Annotated in this window: 15 protein-coding genes; 10 read left to right on the plus strand and 5 right to left on the minus strand. The window is 48.7% G+C overall.

What is annotated here, in order from left to right:
• Positions 1-513: 513 nt before the first annotated feature.
• The 9 genes from BRW63_RS02060 to BRW63_RS02100 all read left to right on the plus strand — a co-directional run bounded on the left by BRW63_RS02060 (position 514) and on the right by BRW63_RS02100 (position 9,421).
• Positions 514-2,367: a phosphodiester glycosidase family protein gene (locus tag BRW63_RS02060; RefSeq protein WP_106253885.1), complete on the plus strand. Its 1,854-nt coding sequence runs from the start codon at positions 514-516 to the stop codon at positions 2,365-2,367.
• A gap of 246 nt (positions 2,368-2,613) precedes the next feature.
• Positions 2,614-3,036, plus strand: coding sequence for a phosphomannose isomerase type II C-terminal cupin domain (locus tag BRW63_RS02065; RefSeq protein WP_073069222.1), 423 nt, complete (start codon positions 2,614-2,616; stop codon positions 3,034-3,036).
• 153 nt (positions 3,037-3,189) lie between these two features.
• Positions 3,190-3,531 carry a HesB/IscA family protein gene (locus tag BRW63_RS02070; RefSeq protein WP_073069223.1) on the plus strand — a complete coding sequence of 114 codons (342 nt, stop codon included), beginning with the start codon at positions 3,190-3,192 and terminating at the stop codon, positions 3,529-3,531.
• A 139-nt stretch (positions 3,532-3,670) separates the two neighbouring features.
• Positions 3,671-4,051, plus strand: coding sequence for a 30S ribosomal protein S12 (gene rpsL, locus BRW63_RS02075; protein ID WP_073069224.1), 381 nt, complete (start codon positions 3,671-3,673; stop codon positions 4,049-4,051).
• Positions 4,052-4,295: 244 nt separating this feature from the next.
• On the plus strand, positions 4,296-4,766 hold the full coding sequence (gene rpsG / locus BRW63_RS02080) for a 30S ribosomal protein S7 (RefSeq protein ID WP_073069225.1): 471 nt from the start codon (positions 4,296-4,298) through the stop codon (positions 4,764-4,766).
• A gap of 72 nt (positions 4,767-4,838) precedes the next feature.
• Positions 4,839-6,929 carry an elongation factor G gene (fusA, locus tag BRW63_RS02085; protein ID WP_073069226.1) on the plus strand — a complete coding sequence of 697 codons (2,091 nt, stop codon included), beginning with the start codon at positions 4,839-4,841 and terminating at the stop codon, positions 6,927-6,929.
• Between the two features lie 22 nt (positions 6,930-6,951).
• Entirely contained in the window at positions 6,952-8,181 is a 1,230-nt protein-coding gene (gene tuf / locus BRW63_RS02090) for an elongation factor Tu (RefSeq protein WP_073069227.1), read from the plus strand.
• 108 nt (positions 8,182-8,289) lie between these two features.
• The gene (rpsJ, locus tag BRW63_RS02095; RefSeq protein ID WP_073069228.1) at positions 8,290-8,607 is read left to right on the plus strand and encodes a 30S ribosomal protein S10; all 318 of its coding nucleotides are present in this window, start codon (positions 8,290-8,292) and stop codon (positions 8,605-8,607) included.
• 163 nt (positions 8,608-8,770) lie between these two features.
• The gene (locus BRW63_RS02100; RefSeq protein WP_073069229.1) at positions 8,771-9,421 is read left to right on the plus strand and encodes an LON peptidase substrate-binding domain-containing protein; all 651 of its coding nucleotides are present in this window, start codon (positions 8,771-8,773) and stop codon (positions 9,419-9,421) included.
• A 14-nt stretch (positions 9,422-9,435) separates the two neighbouring features.
• On the opposite strand, the gene pheA is transcribed toward BRW63_RS02100, so the two are convergent.
• Entirely contained in the window at positions 9,436-10,275 is an 840-nt protein-coding gene (gene pheA, locus BRW63_RS02105; protein WP_073069230.1) for a prephenate dehydratase, read from the minus strand.
• 121 nt (positions 10,276-10,396) lie between these two features.
• On the opposite strand from pheA, the gene BRW63_RS02110 reads away from it, so the two are divergent.
• Positions 10,397-10,984: a DUF1997 domain-containing protein gene (locus BRW63_RS02110; RefSeq protein WP_073069231.1), complete on the plus strand. Its 588-nt coding sequence runs from the start codon at positions 10,397-10,399 to the stop codon at positions 10,982-10,984.
• A gap of 5 nt (positions 10,985-10,989) precedes the next feature.
• Here BRW63_RS02110 and BRW63_RS02115 read toward each other — a convergent pair whose 3' ends face one another.
• The 4 genes from BRW63_RS02115 to BRW63_RS02130 all read right to left on the minus strand — a co-directional run bounded on the left by BRW63_RS02115 (position 10,990) and on the right by BRW63_RS02130 (position 17,438).
• Positions 10,990-11,616 (minus strand): ribonuclease HII, encoded by a 627-nt coding sequence (locus tag BRW63_RS02115; protein ID WP_073069232.1) that lies wholly within the window; start codon positions 11,614-11,616, stop codon positions 10,990-10,992.
• A 131-nt stretch (positions 11,617-11,747) separates the two neighbouring features.
• Positions 11,748-13,892, minus strand: a complete 2,145-nt coding sequence (locus BRW63_RS02120; protein ID WP_073069233.1) for an Rne/Rng family ribonuclease — start codon at positions 13,890-13,892, stop codon at positions 11,748-11,750.
• Positions 13,893-14,366: 474 nt separating this feature from the next.
• Positions 14,367-16,970: a TIGR03960 family B12-binding radical SAM protein gene (locus tag BRW63_RS02125; protein ID WP_073069307.1), complete on the minus strand. Its 2,604-nt coding sequence runs from the start codon at positions 16,968-16,970 to the stop codon at positions 14,367-14,369.
• Between the two features lie 135 nt (positions 16,971-17,105).
• Positions 17,106-17,438, minus strand: coding sequence for an STAS domain-containing protein (locus BRW63_RS02130; RefSeq protein ID WP_073069234.1), 333 nt, complete (start codon positions 17,436-17,438; stop codon positions 17,106-17,108).
• Positions 17,439-17,541: the final 103 nt, after the last annotated feature.

Here is a 17,541-nt window from a genome sequence, read left to right on the forward strand (position 1 = left end):
TCTACCCGCTTTTGACGCTGATTGCCGATCGATACATCTAACTAGAAACTTTATGAAGAAAATGTGAACATAACTGACATAGATCACACAATCGAGTAAAAATTCTTGCTAGTCAAGCCTGCTGACCAACAAACTCAGGCAGAAATTCTAGATAAGATCAGTCTTCTCTCAGAAAGAATGCGTAGACCAATACTTTTAAAAACCTGATTGAAAGAGCCAAATTCTGCTTTCACAAAGTGACGAATTAGAGAGGAGGAGTAAAGATATTATAAAAAATCTGCTTCTCTGACAATCCCTACATCCCCCAGATTGCAAACATTCTCTATCTCTGCAAAGCGTTGATAGCTCTATGCTACTAAGATTTAGCTGAAATTAGGGGCGTTTAGAAATAGCAGAAGTCAGAAAGTCATTGTTTCCTGATACATCCGAAAATATGAGTAGAATTACGCTGCGAACATTTTTTGCCTTTGCTCAGTCATTTTCAGAAACCTGTCTGAAGTTATTAAAAAACCTGTGGTTAAGACTCAAACTTGCAGCCGATCTCGATCGCCAGCACTGCCTCTCTTAGGCTGGACTCTCCTCATAAAAATCCTCTCTATCCCAGTGACTTCGATCGTGGGATTCGTGATTCCAGCGATCGCTACTCCTTTCCCTGAACCGCCTTCTACGCTGTCACGACCTAGTTTAGTTCCTACCGTTGCCCAAGCTTTGCCGATTCAACAGGTCAGTCAAATCTCTCTAAACGGGCGAGTATTTACACTCCCTTGGAGCCAATGGCAAGGCGCAGGAGCAACCCGCATCGGTTTGAGTGATGCCGCTCTCGTGCAATTGTTTGGAGCGCAATTACTCAACACGTCCACTGCGACGAACCAACCGATCGACTGGTTTGCTACCCCGACTCCTCCACTTCCAACTCGTCTAGTGGCTCCTTTTCGCTATCTTGACATCACCAATCTCGCTCAACAATCAGGCTGGCAACTTAAGTCTCAAGGAAACACGCTGCAAATTTCTACCCCATCTGCAAAAGTGCTGGGAATTCGCCAAGGACAGCAGCCGAATGGAGAACGGCTTGTAATTGACCTCGATCATCCAGCTCCCTATCAAATCGATCCTCAAAGTCAAGAACTGGTCATCACCCTGGATGCTCAATCTGATCCGGCGTTGATCCAAAGCTTTAAAGCCAAACCGGGAAAACAAATTAAGTCAATTAAGTTAGAGGCAACCAGCGATCGCACGACCATTCGAGTCGGCATTCCGATCGAGTTGCGTTCACAAATTTCAACGCTATCTAGCCCCAATCGGATCGTTCTCGATGTTCGTCCTGATTATTTAGTCGATCGTGACATTTTATGGGCACCAGGGCTACGCTGGCGGCAACGATATCTGACTTCAGGAACGGCTCAATTTCCGGTGGTTTGGTTAGAGGCAAATTCTCGTCAGCCTGGGCTGCGGCTTCGACCTATTCTCCCCAATCCGACCACCGTTCCTGGAATTGCTCCCTTGAACCAAACGGCTCGACAAGCTCAAGCCAGCGCTGCGATCAATGGCGGATTTTTTAATCGCAATAATCAACTGCCGCTGGGTGCGATTCGTCGAAGCGGTGAGTGGTTATCTAGTCCGATTTTAAACCGAGGCGTGTTTGCCTGGAACGATCGGGGAGAAGCCAGAGTCGATCGCTTAACGCTTCAAGAAACGATCACCACCTCTAACGGACAGCGCCTTCCTCTCACGTCATTGAATAGTGGTTACTCTCAGGCGGGTGTGGCTCGTTATAGCGCCGCTTGGGGAGCAACCTATGCCGCTCTCTCACAGGCTGAAATAGTGCTTACTGTGCAAAACAATCGGGTGACAGAGCAGCGAACTGGAGGGGCACTTGGAAGTCTCTTTTCAATTCCTGCGGACGGTTATTTATTGGTGATTCGTTCTAATTCTGCGATCGCGGCTTCTTTGCCGATTGGCACTTCGCTTCAGATTGACAGCGCTACGGTTCCTGCTGATCTTAATCTTTACCCGAATATTACTGGGGCGGGGCCGCTCTTGATTCAAAACGGTCGCATTGTTTTAGATGCAAAAGCAGAACAGTTTAGTGATGCCTTTATTCGAGAAATGGCGGCTCGTAGCGCGATCGGGCAAACGACAAACGGCACCCTCTTGCTGGTGACGGTTCATAACCGAATTGGCGGCAGGGGGGCAACCTTGTCAGAAATGGCTCAAATCATGAATCAGTTAGGAGCCGTTAATGCTCTGAACTTAGATGGCGGCAGTTCAACCACCCTTTATTTAGGAGGACAAATTCTCGATCGTCCCCCGCGCAGTTCTGCTCGCGTTCAGAACGGCATCGGCATTTTTCTTCAGCCGATTCCCTAATCGTGAATCAATGATGCAAAAGACTGCTCAAAACCAAGTCGGCTTCAAGCTTAGGGTGGTTCGCATGAAGAGTTAGTAAAATTCCTCTAAATCGTTCCCTTCTAGGTGGTGTCAATCAAAACTCTTTGTTAGCCTTGTCGGTTGTTGCAGGTTGCAAATAGGCAACTGGGCATAGTGAAGCCTTTGAATTTCTCAAAGCATAAGCTGTCAAATACTTAAACTTAGTGTGATAAAGGAGATAAAACGGTGGCTCAACTTCAAGAAATGACTCAAACCCCTACATTAGCTCTATCGACATCACCGCTCAGAGGAGCCGCAGCAACCGAACTTCGTCCTTGGGGTTCATTCACCACGCTTGAAGAAGGACGGGGCTATAAAATTAAGCGAATTGAAGTGAAACCCGGACACCGCCTCAGCCTTCAAATGCACCACCACCGCAGTGAGCATTGGATCGTGGTTTCAGGGACTGCTAGAGTCACCTGTGGCGAAGAAGAACTTGTACTCAGCAGCAATCAATCAACCTACGTTCCTCAATGTACGGCTCATCGCTTAGAAAATCCTGGTGTGATTTCTCTCGTGCTGATCGAAGTTCAAAACGGTGAGTATTTGGGCGAAGACGACATCATTCGCTTCCAAGATGATTACGCTCGTGCTGGTTCTAACAAATAATTAGCCAGTCCATAAGTTCAACATCAAGATTAACGAGGCAGTCAATTTTTTGGCTGTCTCATATTTTTTAAAGTCCTTAATCTAAATGCTACGAGTCTGGCTTTGCGCGATACGATTGCCATTACATCTTGTTTGCGCTGAACGCTCGATCGTATGATTCATCTAAGCCATTCTGCTGTTGAAGAAATTCTTCGCCTCAAGCTCAGGCAGCGAAACTCACAAGTCTTTTTCCGTCTGAGCATCCAACCCGTGGGCTGTTTTGGACGATCTTATTTGACCAAATTTGATCAAGTCTTGCAGCCAGAAGACCAAATTTATGACTGTAATGGCATTCAAGTCGCGATCGACCCCGATAGTCTGACTCATCTGCAAGGTTTGACGTTAGACTATTCAGAGGATCTAATGGGAGGAAGCTTTCGCTTTCATAATCCCAATGCCGTCAAAAGCTGTGACTGCGGGAATTCATTCTCGATCGCAGAGGCATCACCGGAATAGTTCCATTAGATGCTTGAATATCTCTGTATACTTTGCCCCCTGGCGATTATAGAAAATTGTTTGACAGGGGCACTCGTAAATTGATATGCTCAATATTTGTTGAAAGTTGGAACAGTCAAAAGACTGAACATGCTATAAAATGCCCACAATCCAGCAACTCATTCGTGACGAGCGCTACAAAGCGCAAAAGAAGACTAAATCTCCAGCTCTCAAGAGTTGCCCGCAGCGTCGTGGTGTCTGTACGAGAGTCTACACAACGACTCCTAAAAAGCCCAACTCTGCCCTGCGTAAAGTTGCACGGGTTCGCTTGACTTCCGGTTTTGAGGTTACGGCTTACATTCCCGGCATCGGTCATAATCTCCAAGAACACTCTGTCGTAATGATTCGTGGCGGTCGGGTAAAAGATCTTCCCGGAGTTCGCTACCATATCATTCGTGGAACTCTTGACACCGCAGGTGTTAAAGACCGCAAGCAAGCACGCTCTAAGTACGGTGCAAAGCGTCCTAAGAAAGCTTCATAAGACCCGTATAGATGATCAAGCATTTGCTTGAGGCTCTTACAGTCATCTGATTTCATTCGTCGTCAGCTTATATCTAGCTAACCCTGGTTTGTTAGTAGTCATCTCATAGAGAACAGCTTTGAAGAGAGTTCTTTTACATAACTTTCTCAAGGTTGTTTGTGCGCTCTGGCTTCTACCTGTCCTCTGTCACCCTGAAAAGGTTGCAACCAAAGTAAATCCTTGATTTTTTTCTAGAAGGCTCACTATGTCTCGTCGCGTTGTCGTCAAAAAGCGTCCAGTTCCCCCCGATCCCGTTCATAACTCTCGCCTCGTCAGCATGATGATGCGTAGAATCATGAGAAGCGGCAAAAAGTCTTTGGCTTCTCGCATTATTTATGATGCCTTTGAAACCATTAAAGAACGGACGGGGACTGAACCCCTCGAAGTTTTTGAGCGGGCAGTTCGGAACGCAACGCCTTTGGTAGAAGTCAAAGCGCGTCGGGTCGGTGGTGCCACCTACCAAGTGCCGATGGAAGTGCGTCCTGATCGTGGAATCGCGCTGGCTCTGCGCTGGCTCATTCAATTCTCGCGTCAACGTCCTGGTCGAACGATGTCTGCTAGGCTGGCCAACGAGTTGATGGATGCCGCCAACGAAACGGGAAGTGCAATCCGCAAACGTGAGGAAACTCACCGGATGGCAGAGGCAAACAAAGCGTTTGCACACTATCGCTATTAAAAAGCCTAAAATCTCAATAGAGGCAGTCGTGCTTCTTAACTCACTCATGCGGCAGAGAACAAGGAGGTAGCTGTGGCTCGTACAACCCCGCTCGAACGAGTGCGCAATATTGGAATTGCAGCCCATATTGATGCGGGCAAAACAACGACAACCGAGCGGATTTTGTTCTACTCAGGGGTCGTTCACAAGATCGGCGAAGTTCACGAAGGAACCGCAACGACTGACTGGATGGAGCAAGAGCGTGAGCGCGGTATTACGATCACTGCCGCCGCTATCAGCACCAGTTGGAAAGATCACCAGATCAACATTATTGACACGCCTGGTCACGTAGACTTTACGATCGAGGTCGAACGCTCAATGCGAGTGTTGGATGGTGTGATCGCGGTGTTTTGCTCAGTGGGTGGTGTTCAACCTCAGTCTGAAACCGTTTGGAAGCAGGCAAATCGCTACAACGTTCCTCGAATCGTCTTCGTCAACAAGATGGATCGGACGGGCGCGAATTTTTATAAGGTGTATGAGCAGGTTCGCGATCGGCTCCGCGCAAATGCCGTTCCGATTCAGATTCCGATCGGGGCTGAAGATAAGCTCAGAGGCATTGTAGACCTGGTGAAGATGCGTGCCTACATCTATAACAACGATGCGGGTACAGACATCGAAGAAACTGATATTCCTGACGACGTTAAGGATCTAGCAGACGAGTATCGCACCAAGCTGATCGAATCGGTGGCAGAAACCAGCGACGCTCTAATGGAGAAATACTTTGCTGGCGAGGAGCTAACTGAAGAAGAAATCAGAAAAGCGATTCGCAAAGGTACGATCGAAGGAGTCAACGGCGAATTCTTCGTGCCCATGCTCTGCGGTTCTGCCTTCAAAAACAAAGGCGTTCAGCTCATGTTGGATGCAGTAATCGACTATCTTCCATCCCCGCTTGACGTTCCTCCTGTTCAAGGGCTGCTTGCAGACGGCACCACCGTTGAGCGAAGGGCGGATGATAACTCGCCGATGTCTGCTTTGGCATTCAAAGTGATGTCTGACAAGTTTGTGGGCCGCTTGACCTTCGTTCGCGTCTATTCTGGCGTGCTTAAGAAGGGAAGCTACGTGATGAACTCCTCTAAAGGCAAGAAAGAACGGGTTTCTCGTTTAATCATCTTGAAAGCGGACGATCGCATTGACGTAGACGAACTTCGTGCAGGTGACTTGGGTGCTATTCCGGGTCTGTCTGATACATTGACCGGAGATACGCTTTGTGACGAGAACGCACAGGTGATTCTGGAGACGTTGTTTATTCCAGAACCAGTGATCTCGGTGGCGGTTGAGCCGAAAACCAAACAGGACATGGAAAAGCTCTCCAAAGCGCTGAAAGCTCTGTCTGAGGAAGATCCAACTTTCCGAGTCAACATTGACCAAGAAACCAATCAGACGATTATCGCTGGAATGGGTGAACTCCACCTAGAGATTCTGGTCGATCGCATGATGCGTGAGTTTAAGGTCGAAGCAAACGTAGGTGCGCCGCAAGTGGCTTACCGTGAAACCATTCGCAAGGCGGTCAAAGCCGAAGGAAGATTCGTTCGTCAGAGTGGTGGTAAGGGTCAGTATGGTCATGTCGTGATCACGGTAGAACCCGGCGAACCGGGAACTGGGTTTGAGTTCGTCTCGAAGATTGTGGGTGGCACTGTTCCTAAAGAATATGTCGGGCCTGCTGAACAAGGGATGAAGGAAGCCTGTGAGTCTGGTATCCTTGCTGGCTACCCCCTGATTGACGTAAGAGCGACCCTCATTGATGGGTCTTACCACGAGGTTGACTCTAATGAGATGGCATTTAAGATTGCAGGCTCAATGGCAATCAAAGATGGAGTCATGAAAGCTTCGCCCGTCCTTCTAGAGCCAGTCATGAAGGTCGAAGTCGAAGTACCTGAAGATTTTCTCGGCCCCGTGATGGGCAATTTGATTTCTCGCAGGGGTCAGATTGAATCTCAAGGGGTTGAACGAGGAATTGCGAAGGTTGCAACCAAAGTCCCCTTGGCTGAGATGTTCGGTTATGCCACCGATATTCGGTCTATGACTCAGGGACGAGGTACGTTTACAATGGAGTTTAGCCATTATGAAGAAGTGCCTCGTAACGTGGCTGAAACCATCATCGCAAAGAACAAAGGGAACGCATAATCAGAAAGAGGAACAATAACACATGGCACGCGCAAAGTTTGAACGGACAAAGCCTCACGTCAACATTGGCACAGTTGGTCACGTTGACCACGGCAAAACTACGTTGACGGCTGCAATTACAATGACTCTATCGGCACTGGGTCAAGCAACCGGCAGAAAGTACGACGAGATCGACGCTGCTCCTGAAGAAAAGGCGAGAGGGATTACGATTAACACCGCTCACGTCGAATACGAGACGGCTGAACGTCACTACGCTCACGTAGACTGTCCGGGTCACGCTGACTATGTGAAAAACATGATCACGGGTGCAGCTCAGATGGACGGTGGTATTCTCGTCGTGTCTGCTGCTGATGGCCCGATGCCCCAAACTCGTGAGCACATCTTGTTAGCAAAACAAGTAGGCGTTCCTCATCTCGTGGTTTTCTTAAATAAGAAAGACATGGTAGATGACGAAGAACTCCTAGAACTCGTTGAGCTAGAGGTGCGTGAGCTTCTCAGTTCCTACGATTTCCCAGGCGATGACGTTCCGATCGTGACAGGTTCTGCCCTGCAAGCGTTGGAATTCATGGCTGCAAACCCTAAGGCAAAGCGGGGCGACAACGAGTGGGTCGATGGGATCTACAAGCTCATGGACGAGGTTGATGCTTACATCCCAACTCCCGCGCGGGAAGTGGACAAGCCATTCTTGATGGCAGTGGAGGACGTGTTCTCTATTACTGGTCGTGGCACCGTCGCAACTGGACGGATTGAGCGCGGTACCGTCAAGGTGCAAGATGAAGTCGAGTTAGTCGGCATCAGGAACACCCAGAAGACTACTGTGACCGGGATTGAGATGTTCAAGAAGAGTCTTGAGCAGGGTCTAGCTGGCGACAACGCGGGTATTCTGCTTCGGGGTCTCAAAAAGGAAGATATTGAGCGCGGGATGGTAATCGCCAAGCCCGGTTCGATCACGCCTCACACTCAGTTTGAATCTGAAGTGTACATTCTTAAGAAGGAAGAAGGCGGTCGTCATACGCCTTTCTTCCCTGGCTACCGTCCTCAGTTCTATGTGCGGACAACCGACGTAACTGGCACCATCAGCAACTTTACCTCTGACGATGGAAGTGAGGCTGAGATGGTGATGCCTGGTGATCGCATCAAAATGACCGTTGAACTGATCAACCCAATTGCCATTGAACAGGGAATGCGTTTTGCAATTCGTGAAGGTGGTCGGACGGTAGGTGCAGGGGTCGTCGCGAAGATCCTCAAGTAGTTTTAACGGACTGTAGGCGGCTATCAGCAGTCAGAGCTATCTAGCGAGACTGCTGATAGCTTTAATGTTTGATTTAATCCAGAACCTAGACAATTTAAAGAACTACTCATGGCAACGATTCAGCAGCAAAAAATTCGGATTCGTTTGAAAGCGTTTGATCGCCGTCTTCTAGACACTTCCTGTGAGAAGATCGTAGACACCGCTAACCGCACAAACGCTACAGCAGTCGGCCCTATTCCTCTCCCTACGCGTCGTCGCATCTATTGTTTGTTGCGTTCACCTCACGTTGACAAAGACTCTCGTGAGCATTTTGAGACACGCACTCACCATCGCATCATTGATATCTATCAGCCGTCTTCTAAAACAATCGATGCCTTGATGAAGCTCGATTTACCAGCAGGCGTTGACATTGAAGTGAAACTATAAGCCAACACTGACGTTATCCAAATTGACTAAATGCAGGGATGATCAAGTTGTCTCCCTGCGTTTTACGTATATAAATTTCCCCTGAAACCGTCTCTCTGTATCGATCCCCTAGCTCTAGATGGGCTAGAGTAATAAGAGGAGCAGTCTTTACAGTTGACGAATAATGGCAACCTCATCGATCGCAGTTCGAGAACTTCCCATCTTTCCACTACCTGAGGTGGTTTTATTTCCGGGTAGACCTCTGCCTTTGCACATTTTTGAGTTTCGCTACCGAATGATGATGAACACTGTCCTCGAAAGCGATCGTCGCTTTGGGGTGCTGATGTGGGATCAGGTGCAAGGTAAGCCTGCATTAGTAGGATGTTGTGCAGAGATCGTTCAATTTCATCGGTTGCCTGACGATCGCATGAAGGTTTGGACGTTAGGGCAGCAAAGGTTTAGAGTTTTAGAATATGTCCGCGAAAAACCCTATCGGGTTGGCTTAGTCGAATGGATTGAGGATCATCCACCAGTTCAAGACTTAAGACCCCTCTCTAATAATGTGAGTCAACTATTGCAAGACGTGGTTCGTTTATCTGCGAAGCTAACCGGGCAAGAAATCGAGCTGCCTGAGACGATCCCAGATTTGCCGACTGAGTTGTCTTACTGGGTTGCCAGCAATCTCTATGGAGTGGCAGACGAACAGCAATCACTTTTAGAGATGCAGGACACCGCCGCCCGGCTCGATCGCGAAGCAGAAATCTTAACTTCGACGCGTAATCATTTAGCTGCCCGTACCGTTCTTAAAGACACGCTTGGAGATACTTCTGCCTGAGAGGATGTTGGTAGTCAGATCGACAAAACGTCATAACTTCCGAAGATCTTGAGCGTTTCAGTGTGGTCGGCTAACTCTACTAAAGCTGACTGCATTGAGGCTCCTCTAGCATCAGCTTCTAGATCGATGAAGAAGAGATATTCTCCCAGTGAGCGTTTGGTAGGACGTGACTCAATACGGCTCAAGTTAATCGAGCGCTTTGCAAAGATTTGGAGGGGTGTCACCAACGCTCCGGGTTGGTTTGCTCCAACGCTAAAGGCTAGAGAGGTATAAGCGCCCCCTGGAGAGGGAGTTAAGCTCAATAATAGAAATCGAGTGCAGTTGTCCGGATAGTCATTGATTGGGCAAGCTAGAATCGGCAAGTGGTGCAACTGGGCAGCCTGCTGGGAGGAAATTGCCGCGATCGTCGGATCCCCATCTAAATATTGCAGCGCTTCCGTGGTGGAATTGAGCGCGATCGGCTGGGCTTTTGGCAAAAAATTGTCTAACCATTTCTGACATTGAGCTAGCGCTTGAGGATGAGAATAGACGACGCGAATCGCTTCCCAATCTTCAGCACGAGAGAGCAACGCATGAAAAATCGGCATGACTAACGCGCGCTGAATTCTTAAGGTGTCTAACTGCCAAAGATTATCCAGCGTCATGGTGACACTGCCTTCGATCGAGTTCTCCATCGGCACTACTGCCATCTGCGCTTCTTTAGAAGCAACTGCCTCTAGCGTCTGACCAATACTGGGATAAGGACACAGAATGGCATCTTGTCCTGTCTCCTGCTTTAGCCAATCTAGACACGCGATCGCAGCCGCTTCTGTATAAGTGCCAGGAGGACCCAGGTGCGCGATCGAGATTGCCATCTTACTACTCTTTTTCTAAACAATTTTTTAATATTCCGATAGGGCTACTTCAATTTATGAGAAGCTAGTTAGAATTACTTAACGATTACTTCTCATTCATTAAACCCCTACATTATTATCAATGGATATTCGGTTTGCCGCTTCTCAATCTGTTGAAATTGTTGTTCAAGAACAGCCGATTCCGATCGCTCACTATTTGCGCCAGCCCCAGCGAGTGGTGACTGCCCTTGCCGCTTCTAGTCGAATCGAACTGTTGAATGACGATCAGTTTCGTCTCACGATGCGTCCGTTGAATTTTCTGTCTCTTAGCATTCAACCGACCGTGGATATGAGGGTGTGGGCAGATTCTAACGGAGCGATTAATGTGAAGTCGATCGCGTGTGAAATTCGTGGCGTTGAATATATTAACCAACGCTTTTCTCTCAATCTTGTTGGGCAGCTTTATCCTACTCAAATCGAGCAAACCACCTATCTGAAAGGGAGAGCCGATCTAGAAGTGCAAGTCGAGTTGCCGCCGCCTTTTCTGCTAACTCCCAAGTTTTTGCTAGAGAGAGCCGGGAATGGTTTGCTGCTAAGTGTTTTGAGTACCATCAAACAAAGATTACTTCATCAACTCCTGCTCGACTATCGCAATTGGGCAACCAGTCAATCAGAAACGGAAGTTTCTCAAGGAAGAAATTTATTTCCAGTCAATCATCCCGCATCCTAGTTGAATCATTCCCATTGAAGTAGAGCTTTTTGAATCGGAGCGTAGCTGCGACGATGAAAAGGAGTGATACCAAGCTTTTCGATCGCGTTCAAATGTTCTTTTGTGCCATAGCCAGCATTGCGCTCCCAGCCGTAACCCGGATGCCGCTTCGCCAAACGCTTTAAGAAACGATCGCGGCGCACTTTTGCAATAATCGAGGCGCAGGCGATCGCATAAGAAGACGCATCTCCATCAACGATCGCTGTGTGCGCCCCCAAATCTGCCTTCTTAATTTCACGTCCATCAATCAGGGCATGATCAATTGGCGCAATGCGACGTAACGATCGCTGCATTGCTAGATGAGATGCTCTGAGCACATTAAACTGTTCGATTTCTGCAACGGTGGCAATTCCGACTCCAACCGAGGTCGCCTGGTTGAGAATTTGGGTGAAGAGACGGTCTCGCTGGGCAGCAGATAGAAGTTTAGAATCGCGAACTCCTGCAATCATTGGGCAATGAGCTGGAAGCAACACCGCGGCTGCCACGATCGGGCCACACAAACTTCCAAGTCCTACCTCGTCTACTCCTGCGATTCGTAGTTGCCCCTGCTGCCAGAAGGCTTGCTCAACCTCCAAGCCTGGATTCTTTGCCATAGCGTTGATCAAATTACAGACTTTAGCGTAGGAGCTATAGCAATCCCATCTCAGTTGTAAGAGTGAGACAGGCTTCTAGCCTATACGGGCAGGATGCCCATCCCACAAATCTTTCAGGAGGATTGCTATATCTACTCGCCTGTAGTTGCAGAAGATCGGCGGCGACGACGACGAGTCACTAGGGCCTCTTCTTCCGGTTCGGGTGCAGGCTGTTCATTTAAACTCGGTTCTGAGGGAGCTTCTTCAATGAGGTCAGAAGTCAAAAGAGGTTCATCAACCACTCTAGTAGAAGGCTTTTTCCTGACTTTCAGAGAGACCAATTCAGAATTTTGTGAAGGAGCAGCCTCCACGTCTGGCGCAAAGTCTTCATCCTCGATCGTTGGAGCTTCAGTTGCTACAACGGGTGGTGTAGGAGGAGCTTGCCCTGGTAGGGTTACAAAGATGTTTGCCGATTTCGGATTTTTCAACTCCTGAGTGGTGAGCACGATCGGTGAGATTCCCATCCACGCATAAACGTCTTGCTCGTCTGGAGTCATCTCAACATAGATCGACTCAGGCGGCTCAGCAGTTGGTTTAACCGCCCCGCGTCGAGGCAGGCGACCTCGCTTATCCTCAGAGGGTCTAACCTCTACTGAAGTGAAAACCTCTTCAACAGCAGGGGAAGATGGTGGTTCAGAGATCGGTTCCGATCTCGAAATGACCGGAGCTACCGTGGCAGGCGCGGGAATGTAGCGAGTGGGTTCTTCCCAAGGAACACCCTTTGCACTCACGCCTTCTCTGGTTGTGGGACTGGTTGTGGGACTGTCCACGCGACGGCGGCGACGACGATTTGCGCCGCCTCGCCCTCGCTCTTGATAGCTAGGATGATTGAGTAACTCTAGATCCTGATCGCCATTGTCTCCGTCAGCATCATCCCCTTCCCAAAACAAATCGTTTGTGGCAGGAAGTTCTCGACGAGGTTCTGGAAGGCGACGGCTCTCACGATTTTCTCTGAGAGACACTGCCGATCGTTCCAGGTTTTCCCCTTCGTCATCGTGTGATTCTCCAGGCAAGTGAGCCAAAAGCCCCAATCCACCGCAAGTCGCACAAGGACGACCAAACAGTTCGTAGATATTCTTGCCCTGGCGTTTGCGAGTCAGTTCAACCAGCCCCAGTTCTGAGAGTTGGGAGATTTGCGGTTTAGACTTGTCGGCTCTGAGAGCTTTATTGAAATGTTCGAGCACTTGCAGTTGGTCACGCCGAGCATCCATATCGATGAAGTCTACAATGATCACTCCCGCAATATTTCTGAGACGCAGTTGACGGGCAATTTCGGTTGCTGCCTCACAGTTAGTCCAGAGAACCGTTTCGCGCGCGGTTGCCGATCGGGTAAACGAGCCAGAGTTTACGTCAATGACTGTTAATGCTTCGGTGCGCTCGATAATAATATATCCGCCAGAAGGCAAGTCTACTCTGGGTTTCAGCGCTTCCCGAATCGCAGCATTCACCCGGAAATATTCCAGCATTGGGATACGTTCACGGTGATGATCGATCAGCACTCCTTGAGGAGACTTTCCTCCACCCCAATTAACCAGTTGCTGCTTGACCCGTTTTAGCCCAGTGTGAGAGTCCACCACAATCCGATTGACATCTGAACTATAGACATCTCGAAGCACGCGCTGAATAAAATCATCGTCGCGGTTTAGCAATGCTGGGGCACGAGTAGAGCCAGCTTCTTGAATGATTGACTCCCATTGCCGTTGCAGCGTTTCTAAATCCTCAATAATTGCCTCTTCAGGCATCCCTTCAGCTTCTGTGCGAATCACCAGCCCCATTCCCGCAGGTTTGACTAAAATGGCTAATGCTCTCAAACGGTTCCGCTCATTTTCACTGCGAATGCGCCGAGATAAGTTAACGCCTCGACCGTTAGGCATCAAGACTAGATAGCGTCCCGGCAGCGAAACATTTCCTGTCAGGCGAGGCCCCTTATTGCCAGTGGGTTCCTTCATCACCTGCACGAGAACTTTTTGTTGAGGAGCCAGCAACTCAGTGATTGAACCTGCTGCCCGCTTCAACCGCAAAGGGCCCAGATCGCTCACATGGATGAACCCATTGCGCTCTGAGTCTCCAATGTTAACGAAGGCAGCGTCTATCCCAGGAAGGACATTTTCAACAATTCCTAGGTAAATATCACTAACCTGGTGGCTTCCAGTCGCAACAATAATCTCTTGAATCTGATCTTCCGAAAAAACAGCAGCAATTCTATGCTGTTCAGCGATAACAATCTGCTTGGTCATTCAATTTCCTCAAAGTTGGCAGCGGTGGGGGCATCGAAGTTCTTGCGCCTCTCGCTTTTTTAAATTTTGTGAGCTAAACCTTTAAAGCCACGTATACCTAGAAGCTGCCAATGGTTTGAGGTTTACTAAACCCTTAACCTCAAGCCCGGCGCTTCAGTGTCAGACGAGTCAATACACAAGCTGTAATCTGTCGAGCAGTTCGATCCGTCACTAAACGAATCAAATCTTGCATACAGATTAACGATGAGCGGAAAGTCTAGCAAGAGTTAAGCTGTGACTAGCATCTAATGCAATTCACCCGGCGGCAACCACGGGGAATTGTAGTCCACAACTGCCTCTGATGCAAAGCATTATAGCGTGTAGACATGACTCTGCTACTAAATTTGGAGAATTCGCTCAGATTTAGCTGAAATTTTCGAGAGTGAACAAAATTTCAGGCTGCGTCAAAGACCGTGACCTTACTGAGAAACTCGTTTAATCGCCCGACAAAATCAGGTGACTCCGGTGAGTTTGAAGCATCCGCAACTCTTGCTGTGAAGCTTGTTCTAGTAGATAGAGAACATGGTCAGAACGCAGCAGAGTTCCATCGTTGCGGCAACTTCCAATGTATCGAAAGACAGCTTGCAACTCGTTTACTTCGATCGCTGCCAGGTCAAAGAGCCGATCGCGCAGGTTAATCGATCGCACCTTTCCTGATTTTGTCGTTTGCTCAAACCAAATTTCTTCTTTTGCTTTGATGGTGTCAATCCACTCTTGCCACTGAGCCAAGGAAGCCGCTTTGGTAAAGTCAACCGTGATTTGATACTCAGCTTTCTCTAGGAGTTGAGTAGCAGCGGGGGCACTGACCTCAACAGATTCAACACTATAAATAGGAATTTCGGACGGCAGCTTAGCGGCAAGCTTCTCCCAAAAAACCTTGGGGTCGATCGTTTCGGTCAAGTCAAAGTCCACAATCTCGCCAGAACTGGTAGTTCCTAACGGCAGTGCGTTGGCAGAGACAATTCGAGGTGCAGGATGAAATCCGCCTGTAAATGTTACAGGAAGAGATGCACGACGCACGGCACGATCGAACAGTCTCATCAAATCTAAATGGCTGATTAACGCCATCTCGCCCACTTTGCCCAGCCGAACTCTCAGCCGTTGCGATCGCTGTTGGTTGGGTTGAAAGTGCCCCGCAAACTGAGGAATTGGCAACGGCGGAACGACCACGTTATGTCCAAAATCTACACCGCACACGCCACAATGAGAGCATCCTTCAAACGAGCAGTCGGGGACGATCGCGGCTTCTAGTGCCCGTTGCAAGTCATCTTTGAGCCACTGTTTGTCAATTCCTGTATCAATGTGATCCCACGGAAGTGCGTCATCCAGGGAGGAATGAGATTTTGATTGTCCTTCGTCGTCTTTACCCTGTTCAAAGACGTTCCATTCGCCGTTCTCAACTTTACGATATTTCCAGGTTAAGCCCGACTCATCGATCGCCCGCGTCCATGCAGAAAAGGCTTGATCGAGGCTTTCCCACCAGGCATCCATGCCTGCACCGAGTTCCCAAGCTCGGCGAACGACGGATGACAAGCGACGATCGCCACGACCGACAAAATCTTCCATTGCTGAGATGCGAACGTCAGTGAAATTAATTTTTACGCCGCGCAGACCCTGAAAGGCTGCTTTCAAAAGAGTTTGTTTACGCTTGAACTCAGTCGTAGAAACCGAGTGCCACTGAAAGGGAGTATGCGGTTTGGGTGTGAAGTTAGAAATCGTAACGTTGAAATCTAACCGTCTTCTGCCTTGCTTACTGCACTCTTGTCTCAACCAGCGCATCGTTTCGACAATTCCCAACACATCGACATCCGTTTCACCTGGCAAACCGATCATGAAGTAGAGCTTAATCTTGTCCCAACCTTGTTCGACCGCAGTTTTGACCCCTCGCAGCAGTTCCGCGTTAGTCAACCCTTTATTCACGATGTCTCGCATTCGTTGAGTGCCCGCTTCGGGGGCGAACGTAATGCCACCTTGACGAGTTCCGCCGATGATGTTGGCAATGTTTTCGTCGAAGCGATCGACCCGTTGACTGGGCAGTGTCAGGGTAATATTTTCGTCTTTTAGCCGATTCTTAATCTCCATGCCAACGGCAGGCAGCGCTAGATAATCTGAACAGCTTAGAGACAGCAGAGAGAATTCGTTATAGCCTGTCGCCCGCATTCCTTGCTCGATCGCGTCAACGACTTGTTCAGGTTCGACATCTCGTGCTGGGCGAGTCAGCATTCCAGGTTGGCAGAAGCGACAGCCCCGCGTGCAGCCGCGACGAATTTCGATAGTTAAGCGATCGTGAACCGTTTCGACATAGGGAACAAGCCCGATCGAATAAGCAGGCATCGGATCAGCCACTCGTCGCAAGATTCGGGCAGGGACATCCAGGCGATTCGGGTACACAGATCCATCTTCTGCCATGTCATAAAACTGAGGGACATAAACGCCCGGTATTTGTGCCAAATCTAAGAGCAGTTCTTCACGGCTCAACTTGGCTACTTTTCCTTCTTCTAAAATCAGCCCAATTTCGGGAAGCAGTTCTTCGCCATCTCCTAAAGCGATGAAATCGAAGAAGTCGGCGTAGGGTTCTGGGTTAGAGGTTGCGGTTTGTCCGCCTGCAAAAATTAAGGGATAGGACTGATTAGTCCGTTCGCGCCAAGTTAGAGGGATGCCTGCTAAATCCAACATTTCTAGAATGTTAGTGGCTCCTAACTCATAGCTGAGGCTAAAGCCAAGGATGTCAAACTCAGTCAGCGATCGCCGTGACTCAACTGCAAATAAAGGGGTTTGGGTCGTTTTGAGTTTAAGCGCCAGATCGGGTGCAGGCAGATAAGCCCGATCGCACAGTTGACGAGGCTGGGCATTTAGAATGCTGTAGAGAATAATGTGCCCCAGATTAGATGCTCCGACTTCATAAACCTCCGGGTAAGTCAATATCCACCGCACTGTGGTGTTTTCCCAAGGCTTATGAATGGCACCTAGCTCATTGCCCAAATATCGAGCAGGACGCAGGATATCAGGAGTCAGTAATGCTTCGACTGCAACTGCCACGGTTAAACCACCTTGCTTGAGGTCTGAAGAGATCGACACTTCAGTATACTGAAGTTTTAGCAAGGTATTGACCGCAGCGCGAACCGTGAAGTTGCTTTAGAAGCGGATGGAACAGCGTTGAGTCGATTTACATACTTAAGCTGTTGCCTCAAACGCTGCTGAGTTTTCAAAGATCTCAAATACGCGATCGAGCTGAGTTAACTCAAAAATAATGCGAATCGAGGCAGATACCGAACACACACTAAATCGCTTATTTTGCTTTTGAGCCAGACTTAGCGTAGAAACCAGCACCATCAGTCCAGCGCTATCTAAAGACTCAACATCACGCATATCTATGAGCAGATCAGAGTTGTGCGTTGACTCTACGGCGATCGCTAGCTGATTTTGAAGCGCCGACGCATTTGCTGCGTTGACAAATCCCTTGGGACAAATGACGATGGTTTGACGACGAATAAGTACGCTCTGCATTATCTTAATCCCTTGATTTCTAAACTAAAAAACTTGATGCCGATGCTCCGACGATAACCGCACATCGAGTGCATCGCATATATCAACTGCATTGTTTTGCGAA

The organism is Phormidesmis priestleyi ULC007, from assembly GCF_001895925.1.
Taxonomy (GTDB): Bacteria; Cyanobacteriota; Cyanobacteriia; order Leptolyngbyales; family Leptolyngbyaceae; genus Phormidesmis_A; species Phormidesmis_A priestleyi_A.

What these genes read in the sequence shown, in the direction of transcription:
- pheA (WP_073069230.1), bottom strand. Translation starts at nt 10,275, where the DNA reads ATGGCAATCTCGATCGCGCACCTGGGTCCTCCTGGCACTTATACAGAA.
- rpsL (WP_073069224.1), top strand. Translation starts at nt 3,671, where the DNA reads ATGCCCACAATCCAGCAACTCATTCGTGACGAGCGCTACAAAGCGCAA.
- rpsG (WP_073069225.1), top strand. Translation starts at nt 4,296, where the DNA reads ATGTCTCGTCGCGTTGTCGTCAAAAAGCGTCCAGTTCCCCCCGATCCC.
- BRW63_RS02120 (WP_073069233.1), bottom strand. Translation starts at nt 13,892, where the DNA reads ATGACCAAGCAGATTGTTATCGCTGAACAGCATAGAATTGCTGCTGTT.
- BRW63_RS02070 (WP_073069223.1), top strand. Translation starts at nt 3,190, where the DNA reads ATGATTCATCTAAGCCATTCTGCTGTTGAAGAAATTCTTCGCCTCAAG.
- tuf (WP_073069227.1), top strand. Translation starts at nt 6,952, where the DNA reads ATGGCACGCGCAAAGTTTGAACGGACAAAGCCTCACGTCAACATTGGC.
- rpsJ (WP_073069228.1), top strand. Translation starts at nt 8,290, where the DNA reads ATGGCAACGATTCAGCAGCAAAAAATTCGGATTCGTTTGAAAGCGTTT.
- BRW63_RS02130 (WP_073069234.1), bottom strand. Translation starts at nt 17,438, where the DNA reads ATGCAGAGCGTACTTATTCGTCGTCAAACCATCGTCATTTGTCCCAAG.
- BRW63_RS02100 (WP_073069229.1), top strand. Translation starts at nt 8,771, where the DNA reads ATGGCAACCTCATCGATCGCAGTTCGAGAACTTCCCATCTTTCCACTA.
- BRW63_RS02115 (WP_073069232.1), bottom strand. Translation starts at nt 11,616, where the DNA reads ATGGCAAAGAATCCAGGCTTGGAGGTTGAGCAAGCCTTCTGGCAGCAG.
- BRW63_RS02110 (WP_073069231.1), top strand. Translation starts at nt 10,397, where the DNA reads ATGGATATTCGGTTTGCCGCTTCTCAATCTGTTGAAATTGTTGTTCAA.